Consider the following 25,206-nt stretch of genomic DNA (forward strand, 5'->3'; position numbering starts at 1 on the left):
ATGAAAGTAAGAGCATCATTAAAGAAACGTACGCCAGAATGTAAAATCGTTAGACGTAATGGCCGTTTGTATGTTATTAACAAGAAGAATCCTAAGTTTAAACAACGTCAAGGATAATTTCTTATTTTTGCAAAAAAAATAATTTAGTATATATGGCTATAAGAATAGTTGGTGTCGATTTGCCTCAAAATAAGAGAGGCGAAATTGCGTTGACCTATGTATATGGAATAGGTCGCAGTAGTTCAGCGAAAATTTTGGATAAAGCTGGTGTAGACAAGGATCTGAAAGTAAAAGACTGGACAGATGATCAGGCTGCTAAGATTCGTGAGATTATCGGTGCAGAATTTAAAGTAGAGGGTGACCTCCGTTCTGAAGTACAATTGAACATTAAGCGATTAATGGATATCGGTTGCTATCGTGGTGTACGTCACCGTATTGGTCTGCCTGTGCGCGGTCAGAGCACTAAGAACAATGCACGTACTCGTAAGGGTAGAAAGAAAACCGTTGCTAATAAGAAAAAAGCTACTAAATAATAATTGTTGATATGGCAAAAAAAACAGTCGCAGCTAAGAAGAGAAATGTTAAGGTAGATGCTAATGGACAGTTGCATGTTCATTCATCTTTCAACAATATTATTGTTTCTCTTGCAAACAGTGAAGGGCAGATCATCTCTTGGTCATCTGCAGGAAAGATGGGATTTAGAGGTTCTAAGAAGAATACTCCTTATGCAGCTCAAATGGCTGCCCAAGATTGCGCAAAAATCGCATTTGATCTTGGCCTAAGAAAGGTAAAAGCATACGTAAAGGGTCCAGGTAATGGCCGTGAGTCTGCTATCAGAACTATTCATGGTGCTGGTATTGAAGTTACAGAAATTATCGACGTAACTCCACTTCCACACAACGGATGTCGTCCTCCCAAAAGACGTAGAGTGTAAGATTTACCTTTAATTAAATGAAACTTGATTTTGTTTTTGGATTGCAAAAATTTCTTCTCTGTAATCGCGGCTGCAACAATATTGAGTTCATGAATAAACAATTAAATATTTAAAAAGAAATGGCTAGATATACTGGACCAAAATCAAGAATCGCCCGTAAATTCGGTGAAGGTATCTTTGGAGCTGATAAAGTTTTGTCGAAGAAAAACTATCCTCCCGGACAACACGGTAATTCAAGAAAAAGAAAAACTTCAGAATATGGTATTCAGCTGCGTGAAAAGCAAAAAGCTAAATATACCTATGGAGTATTAGAGAAACAATTCCGTAACTTGTTTGAGAAGGCTGCAACCGCTAAAGGTATTACCGGTGAGGTACTTCTTCAGTTACTTGAAGGTCGTCTTGACAACGTTGTATTCCGTATGGGTATCGCACCAACACGTGCTGCTGCCCGTCAGTTGGTTAGTCACCGACACATCACTGTAGACGGTAAGGTAGTTAATATTCCTTCTTACGCAGTGAAACCTGGTCAGTTGATTGGTGTTCGTGAAAGATCTAAATCATTGGAAGTTGTTGCAAATTCGCTTGCAGGTTTCAACCACAGCAAATATGCATGGTTGGAGTGGGACGAGACTTCAAAAGTGGGCAAAATGTTGCACATCCCTGAAAGAACAGACATTCCTGAGAACATTAAAGAGCATTTGATCGTTGAATTGTATTCTAAATAATAATTAATTTCATGGCGATATTAGCATTTCAAAAACCTGATAAAGTATTAATGTTGGAAGCGGACTCTAAATTCGGCAAATTCGAATTTCGTCCGTTGGAACCCGGTTTTGGTATTACTGTAGGTAATGCATTACGCCGAATTCTCCTTTCCTCATTAGAAGGTTTTGCTATCACCACTATCCGCATAGAAGGTGTTGAGCATGAATTTTCTAGTGTACCTGGGGTAAAAGAGGATGTTACCAACATTATCTTGAATCTGAAACAAGTGAGATTCAAGCAAGTAGTTGAAGAATTCGAGAGCGAAAAGGTGAGCATCACCATCGAGAATTCAAGTGAATTTAAAGCAGGTGACATAGGTAAGTATTTGACTGGATTTGAAGTGTTAAATCCTGAATTAGTTATTTGCCATTTAGATTCAAAAGCAACTATGCAGATTGATATTACAATCAATAAGGGCCGTGGTTATGTTCCCGCTGAGGAGAACCGTGAGTACTGTACTGATGTGAATGTAATTCCAATCGATTCTATTTATACACCGATCCGTAACGTAAAGTACACGGTAGAAAACTTCCGTGTTGAGCAGAAGACTGACTACGAAAAGCTTGTGCTTGAAATTAGTACGGATGGTTCCATTCACCCGAAAGAAGCGCTGAAAGAAGCTGCAAAAATTCTGATTTATCACTTCATGTTGTTCTCTGACGAAAAGATTACTCTTGAGAATACAGATGTTGACGGCAACGAAGAGTTTGATGAAGAAGTATTGCATATGCGTCAGTTATTGAAAACCAAACTTGTTGATATGGACTTGTCGGTTCGTGCACTCAATTGCTTGAAGGCTGCCGATGTTGAAACATTAGGAGATTTGGTACAATTCAATAAAACTGATCTGTTGAAATTCAGAAATTTCGGAAAGAAATCGCTTACCGAGCTTGATGATTTGCTGGAAGGTCTGAATCTGTCGTTTGGAACCGATATTTCTAAATATAAATTAGATAAAGAATAAAAAATGAGACATAATAAGAAATTCAATCATTTAGGTCGTACGGCTTCTCATAGATCGGCTATGTTGTCAAACATGGCATGTTCTTTGATTACGCACAAAAGAATCACTACGACTGTAGCAAAGGCTAAGGCACTGAAGAAATTCGTTGAGCCTTTGATCACAAAGTCGAAAGAGGACACAACTAATTCTCGTCGTGTTGTATTTAGCAACTTGCAAGATAAGATGGCTGTTACAGAGTTGTTCAAAGAAATCTCTGTGAAGATCGCTGATCGTCCAGGTGGTTATACTCGTATCATCAAGACTGGTCACCGTTTGGGTGACAACGCAGAAATGTGTTTTATTGAGCTTGTTGATTACAACGAAAATATGGCTAAAGAGAAAGTTGCAAAGAAAGCTACACGTACCCGTCGTTCAAAAAAGGCTGATGCCGTTGAAACTCCGGTTGTTGAAGCTCCTGCAGCAGAAGAAGCAAAAGCTGAGTAATTTAAGGATTATTCTTGTAGATATAAAAAGGTTGTTCCACGTGAGCAGCCTTTTTTTATGCTTTCTTTTTGATGAAGTATTTAATTTAGGATGAAATAAACACTTTGTCCTAATAATCTGTTATATTTGCAGAGTATTATGGCAAAGCTAGTAAAAATAATTCTGTTATTGTTGTTTACCGTTGTATTATATGACGGTGCAACTGATTCTTCTACTTCTCCAGCGGAAGATCTGAATCATGCCATAATAACTGCTCCTGTCACCCAGCATTGCTTTTTGAAAAGTTCAAATTTGCCTTACTTGCCCGAAGCAGAACTCTTTGGGGGATGTGCACCTGTACATCAACTGACCATGTCTCGTTTGCAGCGTATTCAGGTAGTTGAATACTCCGTGTTTCTGAAGGAGTTTCTACGCAGCATGGCAAACCGTGAAGGAGCTTTATCCCTTCATCAAGAAAAAATATACGATACCACTACTTCCTATTATTGCCATCCCGCTAGCCAATATTATGTCTTTGCGCTGCGGCGGATTATCATTTAGGCGTTTATTTATTAGTTGATCGCGTTTATATTGCTGCGTCTGAATACGTGGGATATTTTCGTTTTATTTATCCATTTTCCATATACTAATAAATTAAACATCATTCTTATGTCAACTCAAACAATCGATGCAATGACTCTTGCATCTGTGCACCCTGATATCGTTAAGCGTACCAGTGTTTCAGGACTTATCCTCTCTTGTCTAATGGTGATACTTGGTGTATTCGCCTTCGTATCCATCTTTCAGTTGGAAGATAGATCTTCATCGCTCAGTATGGCCTTGATGGTTTTTGGAGCGGCTCTTCTGATAACGGGTATCGTTCGCTTATTTTGGAAATCCAAGCAGGTTGTCTATTTGCCTACGGGTAGCATAGCCAAAGAAGAAAGTCTGTTTTTCGACCTCAAAGACCTGAATAAACTGTTGGAGATTGTAAAGTCGGGCTCGTTTACCACCGATACGGTTGTAAAGGGAGATACCAGTGGTAATATTCGTATGGACGTTATTCTTACACAGGATACTAAATTTGCAGCAGTGCAACTGTTTCAGTTTGTCCCTTATACGTATAACCCTGTTACTTCGGTATGCTATTATACCGATAATGAGGCTTCGGAATTAGCAGCTTTCTTGAAAAAATGTAAGGTGCATTAACGTCAGACATTCGTTTTATTCGAGATGGGGATTAGTCGTTGATAACGGTAATCCCCATTTTTTTCATTAAAAAGCAGGCATTCATGTTTTGTGCGACACCCTCTTTCATCTGATAAGAGAAGGTATGCTCGTTGTTTGTTATTTCGGCCTCGAAGCAGTAATTATGAATCTCAGTCGGGAATGATTGAACCAGTGTGCCCAACAGTAGGTCGTGAGTCGCTATAATGCCATTTGCCTGTAACGCCATAAACTGCTTGATGAGCGCGAACGAGCCCTTCTGTTTGTCCATAGAGTTGGTTCCTTTTAGAATTTCATCGAGGATAATGAAAAGTTCTTCACCGGCATTGAGCTTGTCGATGATTAGTTTCAAGCGTTTCAGTTCGGCGAAGAAATAAGATTCGTTATCATTCAGCGAGTCACTAGTGCGCAGGCTCGTTACTAGTCTTGACGGATAGAAAGTCATTTCGTTGGCCCATACCGGAGCACCGATACAGGCCAGTAGGTAGTTGACCCCTACGGTGCGCAAGTAGGTACTTTTGCCCGCCATGTTGGCGCCGGTGATGATGATGAAGAAGGGGCGTTTGTCTATTTCGATACTGTTGCGCACACATTTTGAACGAGGCATAAGTGGATGTCCCAATTGCTGCGCTTGCAAATTGAAAGGGTGTGAGGTTGGCTGTGGGTATACATAGTCGGGGTGGTTGTAAGCAAACGTAGAGAGTGAGCAGTAGGCATCCATTTCGGCAATTGCTTCGAGCCAATACGGAAGCTCGCCGGCATGTTGTTCTTTCCACGCTTCGATACGCATCATCTGCCGCAGTTCCCAGAAGAAGAAACCGTTCAGAATCATCGCCAAAATCACGTTGTTACGTTGATCGAGGGCGTTCATCAAGTTGGTAAGCCGTGCCACTGCTTGCGAAGCTGTTTGCTTATCGCCACCTATCAGCTCTTTGATGTCTCTCAAGGCTTGGCTTTTCAGCGGTTGCTCTTCGATCAGGTGGATGAGGTTGGCATAAGTGCCTAGTACCTGAAGCCTTTTGCCGTAAAGCGTCTGAATCTTGGAGATACCTTTCGAGAACAGAAAGCTCGACAGCGAGAAACCGACGAAAACAGTTCCTGCTAATGTCGATGGACAGAGCCCGGCGATGCTTAGTCCGATCAGAATGACGTTTACGGTGCATACAACGGCAGGTAATATGCGGATGCCCATCCGGGTGCGATAGTAGCTGGGGCTCGCTGCCCAAGCTTTAATTTCATCACCATCGGCCAACTTGCCTTTATAGAGTAGCCCGAATATCCGGAACTGTTGGCGTAGGTGCAGTTCGGGTGTTAGTTCACTGATCGCCTCCTGGCGTTTTTCTATGGCTGCTTTCTGTTCCAGTTGCTGCCCAAACCAGTGGGCGAGTCGTTTCTTACCCAGTTCGGTCGATGTGCGGTTGATGTATTGAAACAACGAGTGCTCGCCAAACACATCCAGATCGTACGAATAGAGGTGGGCAGGATCGATGTATTCGCTTCCTCCGTCGAATGCCGAGGTGTCGTAGTCCATCGCCCGAAGCTCTTGTTGGTTTACTTCAATTTTCTTTTCGAGATACTCCTTGCGATTAAATAGCCGCGAATGGAACTTGATGAGACCTACGAACGGCACAAAGGTGAAGGTGGCAACGAGGGTAAGCGCCCATCCGCTGCCGGACCAGAAATGGATGATACCCACTATACCGGCAATGAAAAGCACCAGCCGTAGTGTGCCTACACGATAAATCTGTCGTTTCACTTTGACCAGATCCCGCTCTGTTTGGTCGATAATGCCTTGATAGGTTTCGATAAGGGTATGTAAAGGACTCATTTTCGTTGAATTAGTTTGTGGTAAAGGTACTGTTTTTTACCATGGACCCATATCGTGCTCATTTTTGTCAAGAGAAAAATTATAAACTATTAACAGAAAAATACGCTATTCCTCTTCTTTGGGCTCATTGGTCGTCAGGGTATCCCTTTTGATCCGAGAAAGTACTTCTTTCGTACCGAGAGAGCACTTCTCTTGGAGCGAGAGCCTATGGTAAATAAAGACAATGAAGCGTTCCCTCGGTTCCAATGGATCATGTGTAGCGCTCTTCTGCACTGTGCACAAAAAAACGAGGGAAGAAGCAATGGCTTCTTCCCTCGTGCATAATTTACCCGTAAACTAGTTTAGAATTACCGATACAAATATGTGACATTCAGAGGCAAAAGTCAAGTGTTTTGCCATTTTTTTTATTATTTTCTTAGCCGAAACGTACCGAAATTAATGAAAAAAGATGTAACTTTCACCATTCATTTGTATCTGTTTAAAGAAGGAGGAAATTATGAGAAAGCTCGGCATCGTATGGTTATTGGTTATTTTGACAACCTTGTGTGTGAATGCGCAGGAAGTTGTTTATTCGAGTTTGAAAGATTTCGTTGCCCAACGTGGCGATACTCTGACTACCATCCACGTGGAGAAGCGTGCAAAGAACCAGATTACACTGACGGGAGGGGCTGACTATAAAATCAGTGTTGACGACAGCGAATCACTCTCTCGCTACCTCAAGAAGCGTTGCTACTTGGTCAGGGCCGATAGTGCGCTCTACGTCAACTGCCGCAAGTTGCGTTATAAGAAGATGCGTTTCGGTGCATGGTATGCTCCGGCTATGTTGTTGAACGGAAATATTTACTTTAGCGCCCTTCCGTTGGGTAGTGTTGCCGCAGGTTCTTCGGCCAATATGTCGGTGATGCTGGGCGGGCAGCTAGGCGACGCCATAGCAGCCTCGGGACAAGTATCCAAGCGCGTGTATTATGAAATAGACATTGTCACCGGCAAGGTCGACTTTGTCGGTAAGGACAAAATGATGCTCTTACTCACCGATCACCCACTATTGAGAGCGGCTTATCTCAAGGAAAACAGTGTGTCAGCCGATGTTACCGGACGCTATCTGAGAGAGTTGGCTGCCTTGAAGAAATAACTTTTTGGCAATAAAATAACTTAAACCTTTGTAGATTCTTTCCTTTTTCTTATCTTGCCACGGTTATCGGGCTGTCGTTGCTGACAGTTTGATATACTTAACACCTTCTAATATGAAAACAACTCTAGGCAAGACCTTGCCTCCTTACCCGGCATTCGCCGAAGGTATCAGGAGGGCACCCGACCGCGGTTACACCTTGAACCCGGCACAGACGGCTACGGCGCTAAAGAACGCGTTGCGCTACATTCCTTGCGAACTTCACGCACAGTTGGCTCCCGAATTTCTCGAAGAATTGCGCACCCGGGGCCGCATCTACGGTTATCGCTTTCGTCCCGAAGGCGATCTCAAACCCTTGCCTATTGACGCCTATCGTGGCAATTGTCTTGAAGGCAAAGCCTTTCAGGTAATGATCGACAATAACCTCTGCTTCGACATTGCCCTCTATCCCTACGAGCTGGTTACGTATGGCGAAACGGGACAAGTGTGCCAAAACTGGATGCAATACCTCCTTATCAAACAATACCTCGAAGAATTGACCGCGGAGCAGACACTTGTGATCGAATCGGGACATCCGTTGGGACTGTTCCGCTCACGTCCCGATGCACCCCGTGTCATTATCACCAATTCGATGATGATCGGTCAGTTCGACAATCAGCACGACTGGCACGTTGCCGCCCAAATGGGTGTGGCTAATTATGGACAGATGACGGCGGGCGGATGGATGTACATCGGGCCGCAAGGTATCGTGCACGGCACCTTTAACACCTTGTTAAATGCCGGGCGGTTGAAGCTGGGCATTCCCGCTAACGAAGATTTGCGCGGACACCTCTTTGTCTCATCCGGATTGGGAGGGATGAGCGGTGCCCAGCCTAAAGCCGCCGATATAGCCGGAGCCGTTTCGATTGTAGCCGAGGTGGATGCATCCCGCATCGAAACCCGTCGGCAACAAGGATGGGTGCAACACGTAACCAACGATATCGCCACCGCCTACCGCATGGCACACGAAGCTGTGCAGCGGTGTGAACCCTGCTCCATTGCCTATCACGGCAATGTGGTCAACCTGCTCGAATATGCCGAACGCAAACAGATTGCCATCGAACTGCTCTCCGACCAGACCTCTTGCCATGCCGTCTACGAAGGCGGTTACTGTCCGGCAGGAGTCACCTTTGAGGAGCGTACCCGCTTGTTGCACAATGCTCCCGAAACTTTTCGCTCGCTGGTTGATGCATCGTTGCGCCGACACTTTGAGGTGATTCGCAAGCTGGTGGCTAGTGGCACGTACTTTTTCGACTACGGAAACTCCTTCATGAAGGCAATTTACGATGCGGGTATTCGCGAGATATCGCGCAACGGAGTTGACGAGAAAGACGGATTCATCTGGCCTAGCTACGTCGAAGACATCATGGGTCCCGAACTGTTCGATTACGGCTATGGCCCCTTCCGTTGGGTGTGCCTGAGTGGCAAGCACGAAGACCTCATCAAAACCGACCGTGCCGCCATGGAGTGTATCGATGTGAATCGCCGGGGGCAAGACCTCGACAACTATAATTGGCTGCGCGATGCCGAGAAGAACCATCTCGTGGTGGGTACTCAGGCGCGTATTCTCTATCAGGATGCCGTGGGGCGGATGACGATTGCCCTGCGCTTCAACGATATGGTGCGCCGGGGTGAAGTAGGACCCATCATGCTCGGTCGCGATCACCACGATGTGAGCGGCACCGATTCGCCCTTCCGCGAAACGGCCAACATCCGCGACGGTAGCAACGTGATGGCCGACATGGCGGTGCAGTGCTTTGCCGGCAACTGTGCCCGTGGCATGAGTCTGGTGGCACTTCACAATGGCGGCGGTGTGGGTATCGGGAAATCGGTCAACGGTGGTTTCGGAATGGTATGCGACGGCAGCGAGCGTGTAGACGAGATACTCCGTTCTGCCATGCTCTGGGATGTGATGGGCGGTGTGGCGCGACGCTCTTGGGCGTGCAACGAACATGCCATGCAAACCAGCGAGACGTTCAATGCATCGCATAAAGACGGTTACCATATCACCATGCCCAATGTGGCGAACGACGAAGAAATACAGAAATTAGTTAACCCTTAATACATACGCTTGTGAACTGGAATAAAATTATCGAATGCGTTCCCAACTTCAGCGAAGGACGCGACCTGGCAAAGATAGATCAACTGGTAGCCCCCTTTCGGGCACGTCCCGGCGTGAAGCTACTCGATTACAGCAACGACGAAGACCACAACCGGCTCGTTGTTACGCTCGTTGGCGAACCCGAAGCACTACGCGATGCCCTTATCGAGGCCATCGGCATAGCGGTTAAGCTCATCGATCTCAACCATCATCAAGGGCAACATCCCCGCATGGGTGCTGTCGATGTAGTTCCCTTCATCCCGATCAAAAACACAACGATGGACGAAGCCATCGCCCTCTCCCGAGAGGTAGCCGAGGCAGTGTCATGCCTCTACGGACTTCCGGTATTTCTCTACGAGAAATCGGCCACCGCACCTCATCGCGAGAACCTGGCTACCGTGCGCAAGGGCGAGTTCGAGGGTATGGCCGCCAAGATCAAGCTGCCCGAGTGGAAGCCCGACTTCGGCCCTGTTGAGCGGCATCCTACCGCGGGAACTGTGGCCATTGGTGCCCGCATGCCGCTGGTCGCTTACAACATCAATTTGAATACCAACGATTTGGAGATAGCCAACAAAATTGCGAAGAACATTCGCCACATCAACGGTGGTTTGCGCTATGTCAAAGCGATGGGAGTAGAGTTGACTGACCGCCACATCACTCAAGTGTCTATCAATATGACCGATTATACGCGCACCGCCCTTTACCGAGCTTTTGAGTTGACGCGTATCGAAGCTCGCCGATACGGTGTAAGCATCGTGGGCAGCGAGATTATTGGTTTGGTTCCGATGGAGGCACTCATCGATACTGCTTCTTATTACCTCGGGCTAGAAAATTTCTCTATGCAACAAGTACTGGAAGCCCGCATCATGGAATAATAAACAATCTCGCAATGAATGAAAATCTAATCATATTCAACGCCACCATTGTCACCCCCGTAGGCTTTTCGGCCCGCAAAGGAGAGGAGATGTCGCAACTGCAAATTATTGAGAACGGAACCGTTGAGGTGACTCGCGGTGTTATCACCTACGTAGGCCGCAACCGCTCCGAGGAGCGCGATGGGTATTACGACCGCTATTGGCACTACAATGCCCGCGGCAGATGTCTCTTGCCGGGCTTTGTTGATTCGCATACCCATTTCGTGTTTGGCGGCGAACGTGCCGAAGAGTTTTCGTGGCGGATGAAGGGCGAAAGCTATATGTCCATCATGCAGCGTGGCGGCGGCATAGCCAGCACCGTTAAGGCCACCCGTGCCCTCTCGTACATCCGCCTGCGTAGCCAAGCCGAAGGATTCCTGAAGAAGATGACCGCCATGGGAGTTACCACCGTCGAAGGCAAGAGCGGCTACGGACTTGATCGCGACACCGAGTTGATGCAATTGCGTGTGATGCGTAGCCTGAACAGCGATGAGAATAAGAAGATCGACATCGTCTCTACTTTTCTGGGTGCACATGCACTGCCCGAGGAGTACCGTGGGCGGAGCGACGAGTACATCGACTTCCTGATCGACACGATGCTGCCCGAAGTGCGCGAAAATGATCTAGCGGAGTGTTGCGATGTGTTCTGCGAGCAAGGTGTATTCTCTGTTGAGCAGTCGCGCCGATTACTGACGGCAGCCAAGGCACAAGGCTTCCGGCTCAAAATGCATGCTGATGAGATCGTACCACTCGGAGGAGCCGAACTGGCTGCCGAACTGGGAGCCAGTTCGGCCGATCACCTGCTTCACGTCTCCGACGAAGGCATTTGTGCCATGGCTCGTACTGGTGTTGTGGCTACGCTATTGCCGCTGACCGCTTTCGCGTTGAAAGAACCCTATGCCCGTGCTCGTGCTTTTATCAACGCCGGATGTGCCGTAGCACTGGCTACCGATCTGAATCCCGGGAGCTGTTTCTCGGGTTCGATTCCCTTGCTCTTTGCATTGGCCTGCATACAGATGGAGATGACGGTCGAGGAGGCCATCACCGCACTGACGCTCAATGGGGCAGCCGCACTCGGCAGAGCCGATATCATCGGTAGTATCGAGGTTGGCAAACAAGGCGACTTTGTAGTGCTCGACTCGTCCGACTATCGCGTGCTACCTTATTATATAGGGATGAATTGCGTCAATACCACGATCAAAGGCGGTGTGCTTTATCCCGTAGTGTAAACCTTGAAAAACAATAATACCATGTTAGTAGATTTAACCGTAAAAGAATTCTTAGGAAAAGTAGCCGGAAGCGACCCCGTTCCCGGAGGTGGAAGCATTGCTGCACTGAACGGCGCCATAGCTTCGTCGCTCGCCGCGATGGTGGCGGGACTGACCATTGGCAAGAAAGGGTACGAAGAGCACGAAGAGCTGATGAGCTATCTGTGCACGGTGGCACAGCAGCAGCAAGCACTTTTCGTGGCCGATGTAGACCGCGATTCGGAAGCTTACAACCAGGTGTTCGACTGTTTTAAACTGCCCAAGAGTACCGACGAAGAGAAGGTAGTCCGCAGTGCCGCCATACAGGAAGCCACCAAACAGGCTGCTCTCATCCCCATGCAGGTAGCCCATCGGGCGTTCGAACTGATGGGCATAATCGCCGATGTAGCTCGTTTGGGCAATCGCAATGCCGTGACCGATGCCTGTGTGGCCATGATGGCTGCTCGCTCTTCGGTACTGGGTGCGTTGATGAATGTGCGTATCAACTTGGGGTCGCTCAAAGATAGAGCTTTTGTGGAACAGATGCAGGCGGAGGCTGATACACTCGAAACGGCTGCTTGTGCCAAGGAGAAAGAGTTACTGGACACTGTTAACCAAGACCTAAGCGTATGAGTAATGTATATTATGTAGGTTCGGGCGAACTCAGCTTTGAGATCATCGAGCGCATCATCAACGAGAACCTCAAGCTCGAACTCTCGGCCGAAGCAAAGCTTCGCATTCAGAAGTGTCGTGATTATTTGGATTGTAAGATAGCCTCTTCTGTCGAACCGCTCTACGGTATCACCACCGGCTTCGGCTCATTGTGCAACAAAACCATCTCGCCCGACGAGCTGGGGATGCTGCAAGAGAACCTTATCAAAAGTCACGCCTGTAGTGTAGGCGACGAAATCCGTCCCGTCATTATCAAACTGATGATGCTTCTCAAGGCACATGCTCTTTCGCTGGGACATAGTGGGGTGCAGGTTATTACGGTGCAGCGTATTCTCGATTTCTTCAATAACGACGTGCTACCCATTGTCTACGACCGCGGTTCGTTGGGGGCATCGGGCGATCTGGCTCCGCTTGCCAACCTCTTCCTGCCGCTTATCGGCGTAGGTGATGTCAATTACAAAGGGCAGAAACGCGAAGCTATCAGTGTACTCGACGAGTTTGGCTGGGAGCCCGTTAAGCTCATGAGCAAAGAGGGCTTAGCGTTGCTCAACGGTACTCAGTTTATGAGTGCCAACGGAGTGTTCGCCTTGCTCAAAGCCTTCCGGCTGTCTAAGAAGGCCGACCTGATTGCCGCCCTTTCACTCGAAGCGTTCGATGGGCGCATCGATCCTTTTATGGATTGCATTCAACAAATACGTCCGCACAGAGGGCAGATCGAAACCGGACACAACATTCGCACCTTGCTCGAAGGTAGCGAACTCATTGCCCGGCCCAAAGCACACGTCCAAGACCCGTACTCCTTCCGGTGTATCCCACAGGTGCATGGCGCTACCAAAGATGCCATCCGTTACGTAGCCTCGGTACTCCTAACAGAGATTAACTCTGTGACAGACAATCCCACAATCTTCCCCGACGATGATCAGATTATCTCCGGCGGCAATTTTCATGGACAACCGCTGGCCATCTCGTACGATTTTCTAGCCATTGCTCTGGCCGAGTTGGGCAACATCTCCGAGCGTAGAGTTGCCCAACTGATTATGGGATTACGCGGTTTGCCCGAATTCCTAGTTGCTAACCCCGGACTGAACTCCGGTTTTATGATTCCGCAATATGCTGCTGCCTCTATGGTGAGCCAGAATAAAATGTATTGCTACGCTGCTTCGAGCGACTCCATCGTATCGTCCAACGGGCAGGAAGACCACGTCAGCATGGGGGCCAATGCTGCCACCAAACTCTACAAAGTGATGGATAATCTGGAGCTGATTCTCTCGATCGAACTCATGAACGCTGCGCAGGGCATCGACTTCAGGCGTCCGGCCAAAACATCGCCCCTACTCGAACGCTTTTTGTGCCAATACCGTAAAGAGGTTCCCTTTGTCAAAGATGACATTGTGATGTACAAAGAAATTCATAAGACGGTGGCTTTCCTGAATCGTTCGAAAATCGATTATTGATCTTATTTTCTGATTTGTCAATCGATCGACAGCCTTCTTACTGCAATGAATCCTTGCAGTAGGGAGGCTGTTTTCGTTCTTCCTTTCTCTGTTATAATGTGCGCATTGCGTTGTTTTTTGTCTTCTGCTTGTTAATAAGTGTGTATTTATCACCGTATAAAGTATAATATTTATCAATCTGCAAATGATTTGACGAAAACTAGAATGGTTTTTAGAGTTTTCATTTTATCTTTGTTAAGTTTTTCTGTCTGAATGAACCAAGGGGCGGATGACAATTTATAATCAAATGACGAATCAAAACATGAATAGGGTGATGGATGATTACGGGAAAGAAGCCTCTCCGAAGATCGAGTTAAGAGATAAGATAGTAGAAAAGGCTGGGGAGTTTTTTATGGCCTACGGTATCAAGAGCATAACAATGGACGAGATTGCCGCTTCACTGGGCATTTCGAAGCGTACTCTTTATGAGGTGTTCGAGGATAAAGAAACGTTGTTGAAAGAGTGTATCTTAAGAAACCATAAAGCGATGAACGACTTTTTGGAAGATGTATTTGCCAAGTCAACCAATGTGCTCGAGGTAATCTTGATGTGCTATAAATACAGCATTGAACGTTTCCACAACACCAATAAACGTTTTTTTGAAGACATAAAGAAATACCCTAAGGTGCACGAAATGATGAAGAACTATCGCGATAGAGACTCTGATAGTACCATTGCTTTCTTTAAGATGGGGGTTGAACAAGGTATTATCCGCGACGATGTAAATTTTGCCATCGTAAACCTATTGGTGCGCGAGCAAATTGACATGTTGATGAATACCGATATCTGCAAAGAATACTCTTTTCTGGAGGTATACGAATCCATCATGTTTACGTATATCCGGGGAATATCTACTGAGAAAGGGGCTAGGGTATTAGAAGATTTTATAGTAGAATACAGACAATCAAAAGGAATTCAGCAACCGGCTGAATCGACTAAAGTAAAGAACCAAGATTAAAATAGAAGATTGATTTTATGAACAACAGGAAACGCTTTACAGGTAAAAAGACCCTACTGGCTGCAATGGCTCTCTTGGCCTTTCACCATGTGCAAGCTCAGGAAGCAAAAGACACTTTAACTTTATCGTTAGACAAGGCAATCGAAATTGCATTGGCCGAGAACCCGACAATGAAAGTAGCGGGACAAGAAATCGAGTTGAAAAAAGAGGTGAAACGCGAAGCGTATGCAGGTTTGCTCCCGGAAGTAGCTCTTTCCGGATCTTATTCGCGAACATTGAAGAAACAAACCATGGCAATGGATTTTGGAGGTGAAACTCAAACCATTCAAGTCGGTTCGGACAACTCATACAGTGGGGGAGTGGTTGTTAATCTGCCGCTCTTTGCACCGGCTCTTTACAAGAGCATCAATCTGACTAAGACCGATGTGGAACTGGCCGTTGAGAAAGCACGTTCTTCAAAGCTGGGCATGATTAATCAGGTAACCAAAGCTTATTACCAGTTACTATTGGCACAAGATAGTTACAGAGTATTGCTACAAGGCTACGAACAAGCTGAGGCTACCGCCAAAATAACCAAGGCCAAGTACGATCAAGGTAGTGTGAGTGAATATGATAAAATCCGTGCCGAGGTGCAGGCACGCAGCCTGAAACCGGGTGTTGTTGCCGCACGCAATGCGATCAACCTCTCGCGGTTGCAGCTACATACTTTGCTTGGTATCAATGCTGATATTCCAATTGCTGTCGATGGAAACTTGAAAGAGTATGAGATGGTGATGTTTCAGCGCCAGCTAAACAACGACCCCATCAATTTGAATAACAACACCAATTTGAAGCAATTAGACTTGAATGCCGATTTGCTGCAAAAGAACCTGTCTCTGCAACGTACTAATTTCATGCCTACGTTGGGTGCTTCGTTCAACTACATGTATACGTCTCTCAATAATGATTTCAAGATGTCGCATTACAGATGGTTCCCTTACTCGACGGTGGGACTTAGCTTAAGCATCCCGTTGTTTAAAGCAAGTAACTTCACGAAAGTGAAGCAGACGAAGATTCAGATGATGCAACTGGCCGAAAACCGCTTGAACACCGAACGTCAATTGAAGCAGCAAGCAACCAGCTACCTGGACAATATGTCGTCGAGTACAGAACAGGTAGTGAGCAACCGGGAGAATATCGTACAAGCCGAGAAGGGGCGTCTCATCGCGTTGAAGCGGTACGAGGTAGGCAAAGGAACCATTCTTGAACTGAACGATTCGGAAGTGGCATTGACGCAGGCCCAATTGGTCTATAACCAATCCATTTACGATTATCTGGTGTCTAAAGCCGACCTGGATCAAGTCTTAGGAAAAGAAGAGGTAACAGAATAAACATAAAAAATATAGAAAACAATATGAGAAAGAGTTTCCAATTAGCAGCCCTATTTGCCATAATACTTTTGGGCTCGTGTACGGGTGGCAACAACAACAATGCAACTCAGAAAGCAGAGGAAAAATCGAGAGTGAAACTGGCAAGCGTAACCGCCCGTCCGGTAGAGCAGATTCAAGAATATACAGCCACAGTAGAAGCAGAGATCAAAAATAATATTGCTCCGGCCACTCCCGTACGTATCGATAAGATATTTGTAGAGGTAGGCGATCAGGTAAAAAAAGGACAGAAGCTGGTACAGATGGATGCTGCCAGCTTGAAACAGCTCAAGCTACAGATCGAGAATCAGAAGATCGAATTCAGACGGGTCGATGAACTTTATAAAGTAGGCGGTGCTTCGAAGGCCGAATGGGATACGGCAAAGATGTCTCTGGAGGTAAACGAAACAGCTTATAAGAACCTGATGGAGAATACTTCGCTGGTAAGTCCTATTAGTGGAGTGATTACTGCTCGTAACTACGACAACGGAGATATGTACACCAGCGCCAATCCGGTGCTTACCGTAGAACAGATAACACCGGTGAAGCTGATGATCAATGTTTCGGAAACCTATTTTACGAAAGTGAAAAAAGGAGCACCTGTTACTATTAAGATCGATGTGTATGGTGATCAGGAGTTTCAAGGCGTTATCAGTCTGGTTTATCCGACCATCGATCCGCAAACACGTACGTTCCCCGTCGAAATTAAGCTACCGAACAAGGATCAGAAAGTACGTCCGGGCATGTTTGCCCGTGCAACCCTCAACTTCGGAACACAGGACAACGTAGTTGTGCCCGATTTGGCTATTGTGAAGCAACCCGGTTCGGGCGATCGCTATGTCTACGTCTACAAAGATGGAAAGGTATACCACAACAAGGTTGAGCTGGGACGTCGTATGGGAGCCGAATACGAATTGAAATCCGGAGTCGATAATAACGCCCAGGTGGTAGTAGCCGGACAGGTGCGTTTGGTCGACGGAATGGAAGTAGAAATTGAGAAATAATAAATCCATATTAAATAATAAGTAGTTATTATGAGTTTATACGAAGGAGCGGTTAAGAAACCGATTATGACCTCACTCTGCTTTTTGGCGGTAGTGATATTTGGTCTCTTCTCTTTGTCCAGGTTGCCTATCGATTTGTATCCCGATATTGATACGAATACGATCATGGTTATGACAGCCTATCCGGGTGCCAGTGCCTCCGATATTGAAAACAATGTTACCCGTCCGCTAGAGAACACACTCAATGCGGTAAGTAACCTGAAACATATCACCTCACGTTCGTCCGAGAATATGTCATTGATTACCTTAGAGTTTGAGTATGGTAATGATATCGACGTACTTACCAATGATGTGCGAGATAAACTCGACATGGTAAGCTCTCAGCTTCCCGACGACGTCGAGAACCCGATCATCTTTAAGTTCAGTACCGATATGATTCCTATCGTACTGCTCTCGGTGCAAGCCAAAGAGAGCCAGTCGGCTCTTTATAAGATTCTGGATGATGGTGTGGTAAACCCGTTGGCACGTATCCCCGGCGTGGGTACGGTGTCTATCAGTGGTGCCCCTCAACGCGAAATTCAGGTATATTGCGACCCGAATAAGTTGGAGGCTTACAAGCTAACCATCGAAACGATCAGCTCCATCATCGGAGCCGAGAATAAGAACATACCCGGTGGTAATTTTGATATCGGCAACGAAACCTATGCCCTGCGTGTAGAGGGTGAGTTTAAGGACTCGCGCCAGTTGGCGGATGTGGTTGTAGGAACCTACAACAACGCCAATGTCTATTTGCGCGATGTGGCACGTATCGTCGATACCGTCGAAGAACGCGCACAGGAAACCTATAACAACGGTGTGCAGGGAGCCATGATTGTGGTTCAGAAGCAGTCGGGTGCCAACTCTGTGAACATCTCCGAAGAGGTACTCAAAGCATTGCCTAAATTGCAAAAGAACCTGCCCAGCGACGTGAAGTTGGGTGTGATCGTCGATACGTCGGACAATATTTTGAATACCATCAATAGCTTGTCCGAGACGGTGCTGTATGCACTGCTCTTCGTGGTGATCGTTGTGTTCCTCTTTTTAGGACGCTGGCGTGCAACGCTTATCATCTGTATCACCATCCCCTTGTCGCTCATTGCCTCGTTTATTTACTTGGCGGTAACCGGCAATACGATCAACATCATCTCCCTTTCCTCTCTCTCCATTGCCATCGGTATGGTGGTCGATGATGCGATTGTGGTACTTGAGAATGTAACGACGCATATCGAGCGCGGTTCCGATCCTAAACAAGCTGCCGTTCACGGCACCAACGAGGTGGCTATCTCGGTAATTGCCTCTACCCTGACCATGATTGCGGTATTCTTTCCGTTGACGATGGTGAGTGGTATGTCGGGAGTGATGTTTAAGCAGTTGGGTTGGATGATGTGTGCCATGATGTTCATCTCTACCGTAGCGGCGTTGTCGCTTACACCGATGTTGTGTTCGCAACTGCTTCGTTTGCAAACCAAGCAATCCAAAACCTTTAAATTGCTTTATGGCCCTATCGAGAACGGGCTAGACGGTTTCGATAACTGGTATGCCCGTATGCTGAATTGGGCTGTCCGCCATCGCATCCTGGTCATCAGCGGATGTATTGTTTTCTTTTTTGCCAGTTTATTCTGCCTCACGGGTATTAGTACCGAGTTCTTCCCGGCACAAGACAATGCCCGTATAGCGGTGAAGCTACAGTTGCCTATTGGTACACGTAAGGAACTGGCGCAAGACATTGCTCAGAGGCTTACCGAGCAGTGGATGAGCAAATACAAGGAGACCATGAAGGTATGTAACTACACCGTAGGACAGGCCGATACCGATAATACCTGGGCGTCTATGCAAGACAACGGATCGCATATAATCGACTTCAATATCAGCCTTGTTGATCCGGGAGATCGTGATATCTCCTTAGAGAAAGTTTGCGACGAGATGCGCGACGACCTCAAAGCATATCCCGAGCTTACGAAAGCACAAGTAATCATGGGTGGTAGCAATACCGGGATGTCAGGACAGGCCAGTGCCGATTTTGAAATTTATGGCTATGATATGGCAGTGACCGATAGCGTAGCGGCTCATCTGAAACGTAACCTGTTAGGCGTGAAGGGAGTATCCGAGGTTAATATCAGCCGTAGCGATTACCAACCAGAATATCAAGTTGATTTCGACCGTGAAAAGTTGGCTTTGCATGGGTTGAATCTGGCTACTGCCGGTACCTATCTGCGCAATCGTGTCAATGGTGCCATTGCTTCCAAATATCGCGAAGATGGAGATGAATACGATATCAAAGTGCGTTATGCTCCCGAACACCGTACCAGTATTGAGAGTTTGGAAAATATCCTGGTCTACAATAGCAAAGGAGAAGCGATACGTGTGAAAGACCTCGGAACGGTAGTTGAGCGTTTTGCCCCTCCTACCATTGAGCGTAAAGACCGTGAACGTATCGTTACTGTTTCGGCTGTAATCTCGGGTGCTGCACTGGGCGATGTGGTTAATTCGGGTAAAACCATTATTGATAAAATGGATATTCCTGCGGGTATTACGATTCAGCCTGCCGGTTCGTACGAAGATCAGCAGGATTCGTTCCGCGATTTAGGTATCTTGGGCTTGCTTATCATCATTCTGGTGTTTATCGTAATGGCAGCCCAGTTTGAGTCGCTCACGTATCCGTTTATCATTATGTTCTCCATTCCGTTTGCATTGAGCGGTATCTTGATGGCACTTTACTTCACCAATAGTACGCTGAGTGTGATGAGCTTGTTGGGAGGTATTATGCTGATTGGTATTGTGGTGAAGAATGGTATCGTGCTGATTGACTACATTACGCTCTGTCGCGAACGTGGCATGGCGGTGTTGAACTCTGTGGTGACTGCCGGTCGTAGCCGTCTTCGTCCGGTAATCATGACTACGGCAACTACCATTCTGGGTATGGTGCCCATGGCTATTGGTGGTGGACAAGGTTCGGAGATGTGGAGTCCCATGGCGATTACCGTTATCGGTGGGTTGGCCGTGTCGACTATTCTGACACTGATTCTTATTCCTACACTCTACTGCGTATTTGCCGGTACAGGTATTAAAAATCAACGCCGAAAGTTGAGAAAGAAACGCGAAATGCAAGCTTATTTTGATGAACATAAAAGTGAGATAATTAAAAAATAACATACGTATGAAGTCAGTATTAATAACATTTGACCAAGCTCACTATGAGCGAATAATGACCTTGCTTGATCGACTGAACTGCCGTGGTTTCAGTTACCTGGAACGATTGCAGGGTCGTGGATCTAAGACAGGCGATCCGCACTTCGGGAGCCATGCATGGCCCAGTATGTGTTCGGCTATTATTACAGTGGTCGACGATGCAAAGGTCGATCCGCTACTTGATGCACTTCACCAGATGGATCTCCAGGCAGATAAGTTGGGGCTGCGTGCTTTTGTAACTAACGTAGAGCGAAGCATCTGACGCTGGTTAAGATAAGATAGTAAGATGAAGGAGAATCGCATAAATAGATGGCGATTCTCCTTTCTTTTTGTGGCTTTTCTCTATCTTTGCAACTTATTTTGTGAAAGAATAATCCGCAAACCGATGAATTATTTAAAACATAGCCTTTGGCTCACTTTGATCGTATTAGCTGCTTTACTAGCAGCGTGGTTCTTGCCCGGCATAACCATAGACGGGCATACGATGAGGCGGGTCGACTTATTGAGTGATGTTCGCTACACCGAACCCGATGAAGAAGTACTTCCCGACAGCCTTTTGCCCAAAGTGGCCAAGCCTCTTTTTGTTGATACCTGTCGTACCGGGATGACTTGTATTGAAGACTACAGTGACTCTACTGCCCGTGGTATGTCTTCGTTTTACGATGCGCTGGAGCAGATCAAGTCCGAGAATCGTTTGGTGCGCATTGCCGTTTTTGGCGATTCCTTTATTGAAGCCGACATCTTTACGTCCGATCTGCGCGAAATGTTGCAGAAGAAGTTTGGTGGATGCGGTGTTGGTTTTGTTACGGTTACCTCTATGACGAGTGGATATCGTCCTACCGTACGCCACTCCTTCGGCGGATGGTCTAGTCATGCAGTTACCGATAGTGTGGGGTATGACAGGCAGAAGTTAGGCGTGTCCGGGCATTATTTCATTCCGCGCGAAGGTGCTTATGTAGAGCTCCGCGGACAAAAAACTTATGCCTCTTTGCTTGATACCTGCCAGCGCGCCTCTATCTTTTTCAGTAACCGTGGCGAGGTGAGTCTTTCCGTTCGAGTGAATAGGGGAGAAGCCCGGACCCGCGAGTTTGCTCCGTCCGAAACTTTGCAGCAGATGCAGGTCGAAGGAAACATCGGCTCGGTACGTTGGGATGTAAACCGTGCCGATTCGACTCTGTTTTATGGGTTGGCAATGGATGGTGATAGAGGGGTGATTGTTGATAACTTCTCGTTGCGCGGAAGTTCGGGGCTTTCGCTACGTACGATTCCGGTCTCTATGATGGAGTCGTTCAATAAGCTTCGTCCCTACGACCTGATTATTCTGCAATACGGGCTCAATGTGGCTACCGAGCGAGGCCGCAATTATGATAAATATCAGAAAGGTTTGCTGACCGCGATAGACCGATTGAAAAAGAGTTTCCCCCGGGCAGGCTTTCTGTTGCTGAGTGTAGGCGATCGCGATTACAAAACCGAAACAGGCGAGCTTCGCACCATGCCGGGAGTTAAAAACCTCATTCGCTATCAGCAAAGTGTTGCATCCGAGAGTGGTATTGCTTTCTGGAACATGTTCGAGGCGATGGGAGGAGACGGTAGCATGGCTACCATGGTTCATGCGAAGCCATCTATGGCCAATTACGACTATACACATATCAACTTCCGCGGCGGAAAGCACCTGGCAGGTCTGCTTTACGAAACATTGCTTTATGGAAAGCAGCAGCACGAAAGGAGGTGCAAGTATGAGAATGAATAAGTACATACCGATTTTGCTGCTTGTCTACCTGGTACATCCATCGATAGGGTGGTCGCAGGATCGTATTCCCCGTCGGTTTACTTCACGCAAGGGAATGAAATCTTTTCGTTCACTCCCCGAACGCCGGGTGGGAGGCGACACCATTGCCGTGGGCACTGTATTGCCGGCTACTTTTAAGGGAGGTACACCGAATCGATTGATCGACTCCCTGCAAGTGCTTACTCCCGTGCTCGAACGGCTGAGGCTTTTGAAAACCGGTGTCTCCGAAGATTCTCTCCGGGTGGTACATATCGGAGATAGCCATGTACGTGGGCATATCTATCCGCAAACAACGGCACAAAAGCTGATCGAAACTTTCGGGCCAATTTCCTATACCGATTTGGGAGTCAATGGGGCTACTTGCCTTACGTTCACCCATCCGCAGCGTATTGCGGCCATTACAGCACTGAAACCCGAACTACTCATCCTCTCTTTCGGCACCAATGAAAGTCACAACCGCAGTTACAACGCCAATACCCATTACCAGCAGATGGATGAGCTGATCGGGCTGTTGCACGATAGTTTGCCCGGTGTGCCGATTCTGCTTACCACACCTCCGGGATCGTATGACAGCTTTCGCCGCCGTCGTCGACGCACGTATGCTATCAATCCTCGTACCCAGACTGCCGCCCGTATGATTCTTAAGTATGCAGCCGATCATGAGTTGGCTGTATGGGATTTGTACAATGTGGTAGGTGGCGGGCAACGCGCTTGTAAGAATTGGGCTGAGGCTCGCTTCATGCGCCCCGATCATGTGCATTATGTGCCCGAAGGCTATGTTCTCCAGGGAGAGTTATTATACGAAGCCATCATAAAAGCTTATAACGATTATGTTTCCGATTAATTTTGATTTCAGCCAGTTTATAGACGTTAGTCGCTTGCGCGAGGTGTTTACCTATAACCCCGACGCCCCTTTGATTTTTAGCAGCGGTCTTTTTCTTTGGCTGTTTGCCGCTTTTATGGTGGTGTATGTCTTGTTGCAACGTAAAAATACGGCACGTATTCTCTTTGTGGCCTTGTTCTCCTACTACTTCTATTATAAGAGTAGCGGTACCTATTTTTACCTGCTGGCGGTGGTTACCCTTTGCGACTTTACCATAGCTTGGCTGATGGATCGAACGCAGAACAGGTATGGGCGTAAGGCATGGGTTGTGTTCAGTGTGCTTATTAACCTTGGCTTGCTGGGCTACTTTAAATATACCAATTTTCTGGGCAACACCATTGCTGCGATTATGGGAGGGCAGTTTACGGCACTCGATATTTTCCTGCCGGTCGGCATCTCTTTCTTTACGTTTCAGTCGTTGAGCTATACGATCGATGTGTATCGACGCGATATAAAACCGCTGACTTCGTTGCTCGATTATGCGTTCTACGTCTCCTTCTTTCCCCAATTGGTGGCAGGGCCTATTGTTCGTGCGCGCGACTTTATTCCTCAAATTCGTAAACCGCTGTTTGTCTCGCAAGAGATGTTCGGTCGGGGCATCTTCCTCATCGTAGTGGGGCTCTTTAAGAAAGCGGTGATATCCGACTATATCAGTATCAACTTTGTTGAGCGCATCTTCGATAACCCTACACTGTATTCGGGCGTAGAGAATCTGATGGGCGTTTATGGCTACGCATTGCAGATTTATTGCGATTTCTCGGGATATAGCGACATGGCTATCGGTATCGCTCTACTGCTTGGCTTTCATTTCAATCTTAACTTCAACTCACCTTATAAGTCGGCTTCTATCACCGAGTTCTGGCGTCGTTGGCATATCTCGCTGTCGTCGTGGCTGCGCGATTATCTCTATATCTCGTTGGGTGGCAATCGTCACGGTAAGTTCCGTCAGTACCTCAACCTCTTTTTAACGATGCTTCTAGGCGGACTGTGGCACGGTGCTTCGTGGAACTTTCTTCTCTGGGGAGCCTTTCATGGCGTCGCCCTGGCCCTTCATAAAGCTTGGATGAGCCTGATTGGTAAGAAAAAAGGAGAGGAGCGTCACGGTTTGCGTCGGGTGTTGGGTGTCATCGTGACCTTTCATTTCGTCTGCTTTTGCTGGATATTCTTTCGCAATGCCGACTTCGGCAACTCCATGGATATGCTCCGGCAGATCTTTACCGCTTTCCGTCCCCAGTTATTTGTTCAGTTGGTCGAAGGTTACTGGCGTGTTTTTGCACTGATGGGCGTAGGCTACTTGCTCCACTTTGCACCCGATAGTTGGGAGAATGCGTTTTCGGGCACTATTATTCGTCTTCCTTTTTTAGGGAAGGCGATCTTGATGATCGGACTAATTTATCTGGTTATTCAGATGAAAAGTAGCGAAATCCAGCCGTTTATCTATTTCCAGTTTTAATGCAGTGCGTATTTCTGACTTTGCGAAGTGTCTCTGTTGATGAGAAAAGAGATTGATAAACAGAAATAGTCGAAGCCGGAAGAGTTGAAGTTGATAAATACATAAGTATCACTTATCGGGAGGAACTGACAATCGAGTAGGATGAAGAATGAATCAAATGAAGCAGGGATGCATATCCCTGAAATTTAATTAGTTGAATTTCAGGGATATGCATCTTCCTTTTTTAATCCGCTCACAGATGCTTTCTTTCGTTTTCAAAAGATGTATTTTAAGGATTGGTTAATAACGTACTCTTGGTAGCAAAGAGTACGTTATCATTCACCCATAGAGTACGTACTCTTGTCTGAAAGGGAAAAGTGTAATGTGAACAGTGTTAAAACCGGGATAAGCACTTCTTTTTTCAGTTATTTACCGGATGTCTTTCGCGCGCGCGTATATATTATAATGTGTCCCCTCTTTGCTTTCCTTTTCCCCTCTTCCTGACTTATGTTTTATAACACATCTCTCATTCAGTGTATTACAACTTAATTTCATATTTATTCAAAATAAAAGGTGTTTAAGTTTGGCTTGTATGGGTAAAAAGCCTACTTTTGCATCCGCTTAGCAAGAGAAGCTAAGCCTTGAAAGATTGACATTCTGTTTAAAAGCTCGCAGAGGCTTTTCTTCCTTTCGCAAGAGAGACGACAAGAGAAGCGCACGAGACGAAAAAG

Annotated in this window: 23 protein-coding genes; 22 read left to right on the plus strand and 1 reads right to left on the minus strand. The window is 46.7% G+C overall.

Features of this window, described 5'->3' with window-relative positions:
* The 8 genes from ykgO to TY03_RS02070 all read left to right on the plus strand — a co-directional run bounded on the left by ykgO (position 1) and on the right by TY03_RS02070 (position 4,334).
* Positions 1-117 carry a type B 50S ribosomal protein L36 gene (ykgO, locus tag TY03_RS21695; protein WP_074434119.1) on the plus strand — a complete coding sequence of 39 codons (117 nt, stop codon included), beginning with the start codon at positions 1-3 and terminating at the stop codon, positions 115-117.
* Between the two features lie 35 nt (positions 118-152).
* The gene (gene rpsM, locus TY03_RS02040; protein WP_042366889.1) at positions 153-533 is read left to right on the plus strand and encodes a 30S ribosomal protein S13; all 381 of its coding nucleotides are present in this window, start codon (positions 153-155) and stop codon (positions 531-533) included.
* 11 nt (positions 534-544) lie between these two features.
* Positions 545-934: a 30S ribosomal protein S11 gene (gene rpsK, locus TY03_RS02045; RefSeq protein ID WP_004296327.1), complete on the plus strand. Its 390-nt coding sequence runs from the start codon at positions 545-547 to the stop codon at positions 932-934.
* Between the two features lie 119 nt (positions 935-1,053).
* The gene (gene rpsD / locus TY03_RS02050) at positions 1,054-1,659 is read left to right on the plus strand and encodes a 30S ribosomal protein S4 (protein ID WP_042366893.1); all 606 of its coding nucleotides are present in this window, start codon (positions 1,054-1,056) and stop codon (positions 1,657-1,659) included.
* Positions 1,660-1,670: 11 nt separating this feature from the next.
* A complete protein-coding gene (locus TY03_RS02055) occupies positions 1,671-2,663 on the plus strand; it encodes a DNA-directed RNA polymerase subunit alpha (protein WP_042366894.1) in 993 nt (330 codons plus the stop codon).
* 3 nt (positions 2,664-2,666) lie between these two features.
* The gene (gene rplQ / locus TY03_RS02060; protein ID WP_042366895.1) at positions 2,667-3,146 is read left to right on the plus strand and encodes a 50S ribosomal protein L17; all 480 of its coding nucleotides are present in this window, start codon (positions 2,667-2,669) and stop codon (positions 3,144-3,146) included.
* Between the two features lie 138 nt (positions 3,147-3,284).
* Entirely contained in the window at positions 3,285-3,686 is a 402-nt protein-coding gene (locus TY03_RS02065; protein WP_042366896.1) for a hypothetical protein, read from the plus strand.
* A gap of 108 nt (positions 3,687-3,794) precedes the next feature.
* Entirely contained in the window at positions 3,795-4,334 is a 540-nt protein-coding gene (locus TY03_RS02070; protein ID WP_042366897.1) for a hypothetical protein, read from the plus strand.
* Between the two features lie 31 nt (positions 4,335-4,365).
* On the opposite strand, the gene TY03_RS02075 is transcribed toward TY03_RS02070, so the two are convergent.
* Entirely contained in the window at positions 4,366-6,180 is a 1,815-nt protein-coding gene (locus tag TY03_RS02075; protein WP_042366898.1) for a MutS family DNA mismatch repair protein, read from the minus strand.
* Between the two features lie 496 nt (positions 6,181-6,676).
* Here TY03_RS02075 and TY03_RS02080 point away from each other — a divergent pair, with 496 nt between their 5' ends.
* The 14 genes from TY03_RS02080 (at position 6,677) to TY03_RS02145 (ending at position 24,496) form a co-directional block, all read left to right on the plus strand.
* A complete protein-coding gene (locus tag TY03_RS02080; RefSeq protein WP_042366899.1) occupies positions 6,677-7,312 on the plus strand; it encodes a DUF6563 family protein in 636 nt (211 codons plus the stop codon).
* Between the two features lie 112 nt (positions 7,313-7,424).
* Positions 7,425-9,410, plus strand: coding sequence for a urocanate hydratase (locus TY03_RS02085; protein ID WP_042366900.1), 1,986 nt, complete (start codon positions 7,425-7,427; stop codon positions 9,408-9,410).
* Positions 9,411-9,421: 11 nt separating this feature from the next.
* Positions 9,422-10,324 (plus strand): glutamate formimidoyltransferase, encoded by a 903-nt coding sequence (gene ftcD / locus TY03_RS02090; protein ID WP_042366901.1) that lies wholly within the window; start codon positions 9,422-9,424, stop codon positions 10,322-10,324.
* A 14-nt stretch (positions 10,325-10,338) separates the two neighbouring features.
* Entirely contained in the window at positions 10,339-11,592 is a 1,254-nt protein-coding gene (hutI, locus tag TY03_RS02095; protein WP_042366902.1) for an imidazolonepropionase, read from the plus strand.
* A gap of 21 nt (positions 11,593-11,613) precedes the next feature.
* A complete protein-coding gene (locus TY03_RS02100) occupies positions 11,614-12,243 on the plus strand; it encodes a cyclodeaminase/cyclohydrolase family protein (protein WP_042366903.1) in 630 nt (209 codons plus the stop codon).
* Entirely contained in the window at positions 12,240-13,736 is a 1,497-nt protein-coding gene (gene hutH, locus TY03_RS02105; protein ID WP_042366904.1) for a histidine ammonia-lyase, read from the plus strand. Before TY03_RS02100 ends, hutH begins: the two co-directional genes overlap by 4 nt.
* 313 nt (positions 13,737-14,049) lie before the next feature.
* Complete coding sequence (locus TY03_RS02110; protein ID WP_042367288.1) at positions 14,050-14,733, plus strand: TetR/AcrR family transcriptional regulator; 684 nt, start codon at positions 14,050-14,052, stop codon at positions 14,731-14,733.
* Between the two features lie 17 nt (positions 14,734-14,750).
* Positions 14,751-16,103 carry a TolC family protein gene (locus TY03_RS02115; RefSeq protein WP_042366907.1) on the plus strand — a complete coding sequence of 451 codons (1,353 nt, stop codon included), beginning with the start codon at positions 14,751-14,753 and terminating at the stop codon, positions 16,101-16,103.
* A 23-nt stretch (positions 16,104-16,126) separates the two neighbouring features.
* The gene (locus tag TY03_RS02120) at positions 16,127-17,143 is read left to right on the plus strand and encodes an efflux RND transporter periplasmic adaptor subunit (protein WP_042366909.1); all 1,017 of its coding nucleotides are present in this window, start codon (positions 16,127-16,129) and stop codon (positions 17,141-17,143) included.
* 30 nt (positions 17,144-17,173) lie between these two features.
* Positions 17,174-20,332 carry an efflux RND transporter permease subunit gene (locus TY03_RS02125; protein WP_042366911.1) on the plus strand — a complete coding sequence of 1,053 codons (3,159 nt, stop codon included), beginning with the start codon at positions 17,174-17,176 and terminating at the stop codon, positions 20,330-20,332.
* Positions 20,333-20,339: 7 nt separating this feature from the next.
* The gene (locus tag TY03_RS02130) at positions 20,340-20,633 is read left to right on the plus strand and encodes a PG0541 family transporter-associated protein (protein WP_042366913.1); all 294 of its coding nucleotides are present in this window, start codon (positions 20,340-20,342) and stop codon (positions 20,631-20,633) included.
* A gap of 123 nt (positions 20,634-20,756) precedes the next feature.
* Complete coding sequence (locus TY03_RS02135) at positions 20,757-22,121, plus strand: SGNH/GDSL hydrolase family protein (RefSeq protein WP_042366915.1); 1,365 nt, start codon at positions 20,757-20,759, stop codon at positions 22,119-22,121.
* On the plus strand, positions 22,108-23,004 hold the full coding sequence (locus TY03_RS02140) for an SGNH/GDSL hydrolase family protein (RefSeq protein WP_042366917.1): 897 nt from the start codon (positions 22,108-22,110) through the stop codon (positions 23,002-23,004). The genes TY03_RS02135 and TY03_RS02140 overlap by 14 nt, the downstream gene beginning before the upstream one ends.
* Positions 22,991-24,496: an MBOAT family O-acyltransferase gene (locus TY03_RS02145; RefSeq protein ID WP_042366919.1), complete on the plus strand. Its 1,506-nt coding sequence runs from the start codon at positions 22,991-22,993 to the stop codon at positions 24,494-24,496. Before TY03_RS02140 ends, TY03_RS02145 begins: the two co-directional genes overlap by 14 nt.
* Positions 24,497-25,206: the final 710 nt, after the last annotated feature.

It is taken from the genome of Bacteroides neonati, from assembly GCF_000499785.1.
Classification (GTDB): Bacteria; Bacteroidota; Bacteroidia; order Bacteroidales; family Bacteroidaceae; genus Bacteroides; species Bacteroides neonati.

What these genes read in the sequence shown, in the direction of transcription:
- ykgO (WP_074434119.1), top strand. Translation starts at nt 1, where the DNA reads ATGAAAGTAAGAGCATCATTAAAGAAACGTACGCCAGAATGTAAAATC.
- rpsM (WP_042366889.1), top strand. Translation starts at nt 153, where the DNA reads ATGGCTATAAGAATAGTTGGTGTCGATTTGCCTCAAAATAAGAGAGGC.
- rpsK (WP_004296327.1), top strand. Translation starts at nt 545, where the DNA reads ATGGCAAAAAAAACAGTCGCAGCTAAGAAGAGAAATGTTAAGGTAGAT.
- rpsD (WP_042366893.1), top strand. Translation starts at nt 1,054, where the DNA reads ATGGCTAGATATACTGGACCAAAATCAAGAATCGCCCGTAAATTCGGT.
- TY03_RS02055 (WP_042366894.1), top strand. Translation starts at nt 1,671, where the DNA reads ATGGCGATATTAGCATTTCAAAAACCTGATAAAGTATTAATGTTGGAA.
- rplQ (WP_042366895.1), top strand. Translation starts at nt 2,667, where the DNA reads ATGAGACATAATAAGAAATTCAATCATTTAGGTCGTACGGCTTCTCAT.
- TY03_RS02065 (WP_042366896.1), top strand. Translation starts at nt 3,285, where the DNA reads ATGGCAAAGCTAGTAAAAATAATTCTGTTATTGTTGTTTACCGTTGTA.
- TY03_RS02070 (WP_042366897.1), top strand. Translation starts at nt 3,795, where the DNA reads ATGTCAACTCAAACAATCGATGCAATGACTCTTGCATCTGTGCACCCT.
- TY03_RS02075 (WP_042366898.1), bottom strand. Translation starts at nt 6,180, where the DNA reads ATGAGTCCTTTACATACCCTTATCGAAACCTATCAAGGCATTATCGAC.
- TY03_RS02080 (WP_042366899.1), top strand. Translation starts at nt 6,677, where the DNA reads ATGAGAAAGCTCGGCATCGTATGGTTATTGGTTATTTTGACAACCTTG.
- TY03_RS02085 (WP_042366900.1), top strand. Translation starts at nt 7,425, where the DNA reads ATGAAAACAACTCTAGGCAAGACCTTGCCTCCTTACCCGGCATTCGCC.
- hutI (WP_042366902.1), top strand. Translation starts at nt 10,339, where the DNA reads ATGAATGAAAATCTAATCATATTCAACGCCACCATTGTCACCCCCGTA.
- TY03_RS02100 (WP_042366903.1), top strand. Translation starts at nt 11,614, where the DNA reads ATGTTAGTAGATTTAACCGTAAAAGAATTCTTAGGAAAAGTAGCCGGA.
- hutH (WP_042366904.1), top strand. Translation starts at nt 12,240, where the DNA reads ATGAGTAATGTATATTATGTAGGTTCGGGCGAACTCAGCTTTGAGATC.
- TY03_RS02110 (WP_042367288.1), top strand. Translation starts at nt 14,050, where the DNA reads ATGGATGATTACGGGAAAGAAGCCTCTCCGAAGATCGAGTTAAGAGAT.
- TY03_RS02115 (WP_042366907.1), top strand. Translation starts at nt 14,751, where the DNA reads ATGAACAACAGGAAACGCTTTACAGGTAAAAAGACCCTACTGGCTGCA.
- TY03_RS02120 (WP_042366909.1), top strand. Translation starts at nt 16,127, where the DNA reads ATGAGAAAGAGTTTCCAATTAGCAGCCCTATTTGCCATAATACTTTTG.
- TY03_RS02125 (WP_042366911.1), top strand. Translation starts at nt 17,174, where the DNA reads ATGAGTTTATACGAAGGAGCGGTTAAGAAACCGATTATGACCTCACTC.
- TY03_RS02130 (WP_042366913.1), top strand. Translation starts at nt 20,340, where the DNA reads ATGAAGTCAGTATTAATAACATTTGACCAAGCTCACTATGAGCGAATA.
- TY03_RS02135 (WP_042366915.1), top strand. Translation starts at nt 20,757, where the DNA reads ATGAATTATTTAAAACATAGCCTTTGGCTCACTTTGATCGTATTAGCT.
- TY03_RS02140 (WP_042366917.1), top strand. Translation starts at nt 22,108, where the DNA reads ATGAGAATGAATAAGTACATACCGATTTTGCTGCTTGTCTACCTGGTA.
- TY03_RS02145 (WP_042366919.1), top strand. Translation starts at nt 22,991, where the DNA reads ATGTTTCCGATTAATTTTGATTTCAGCCAGTTTATAGACGTTAGTCGC.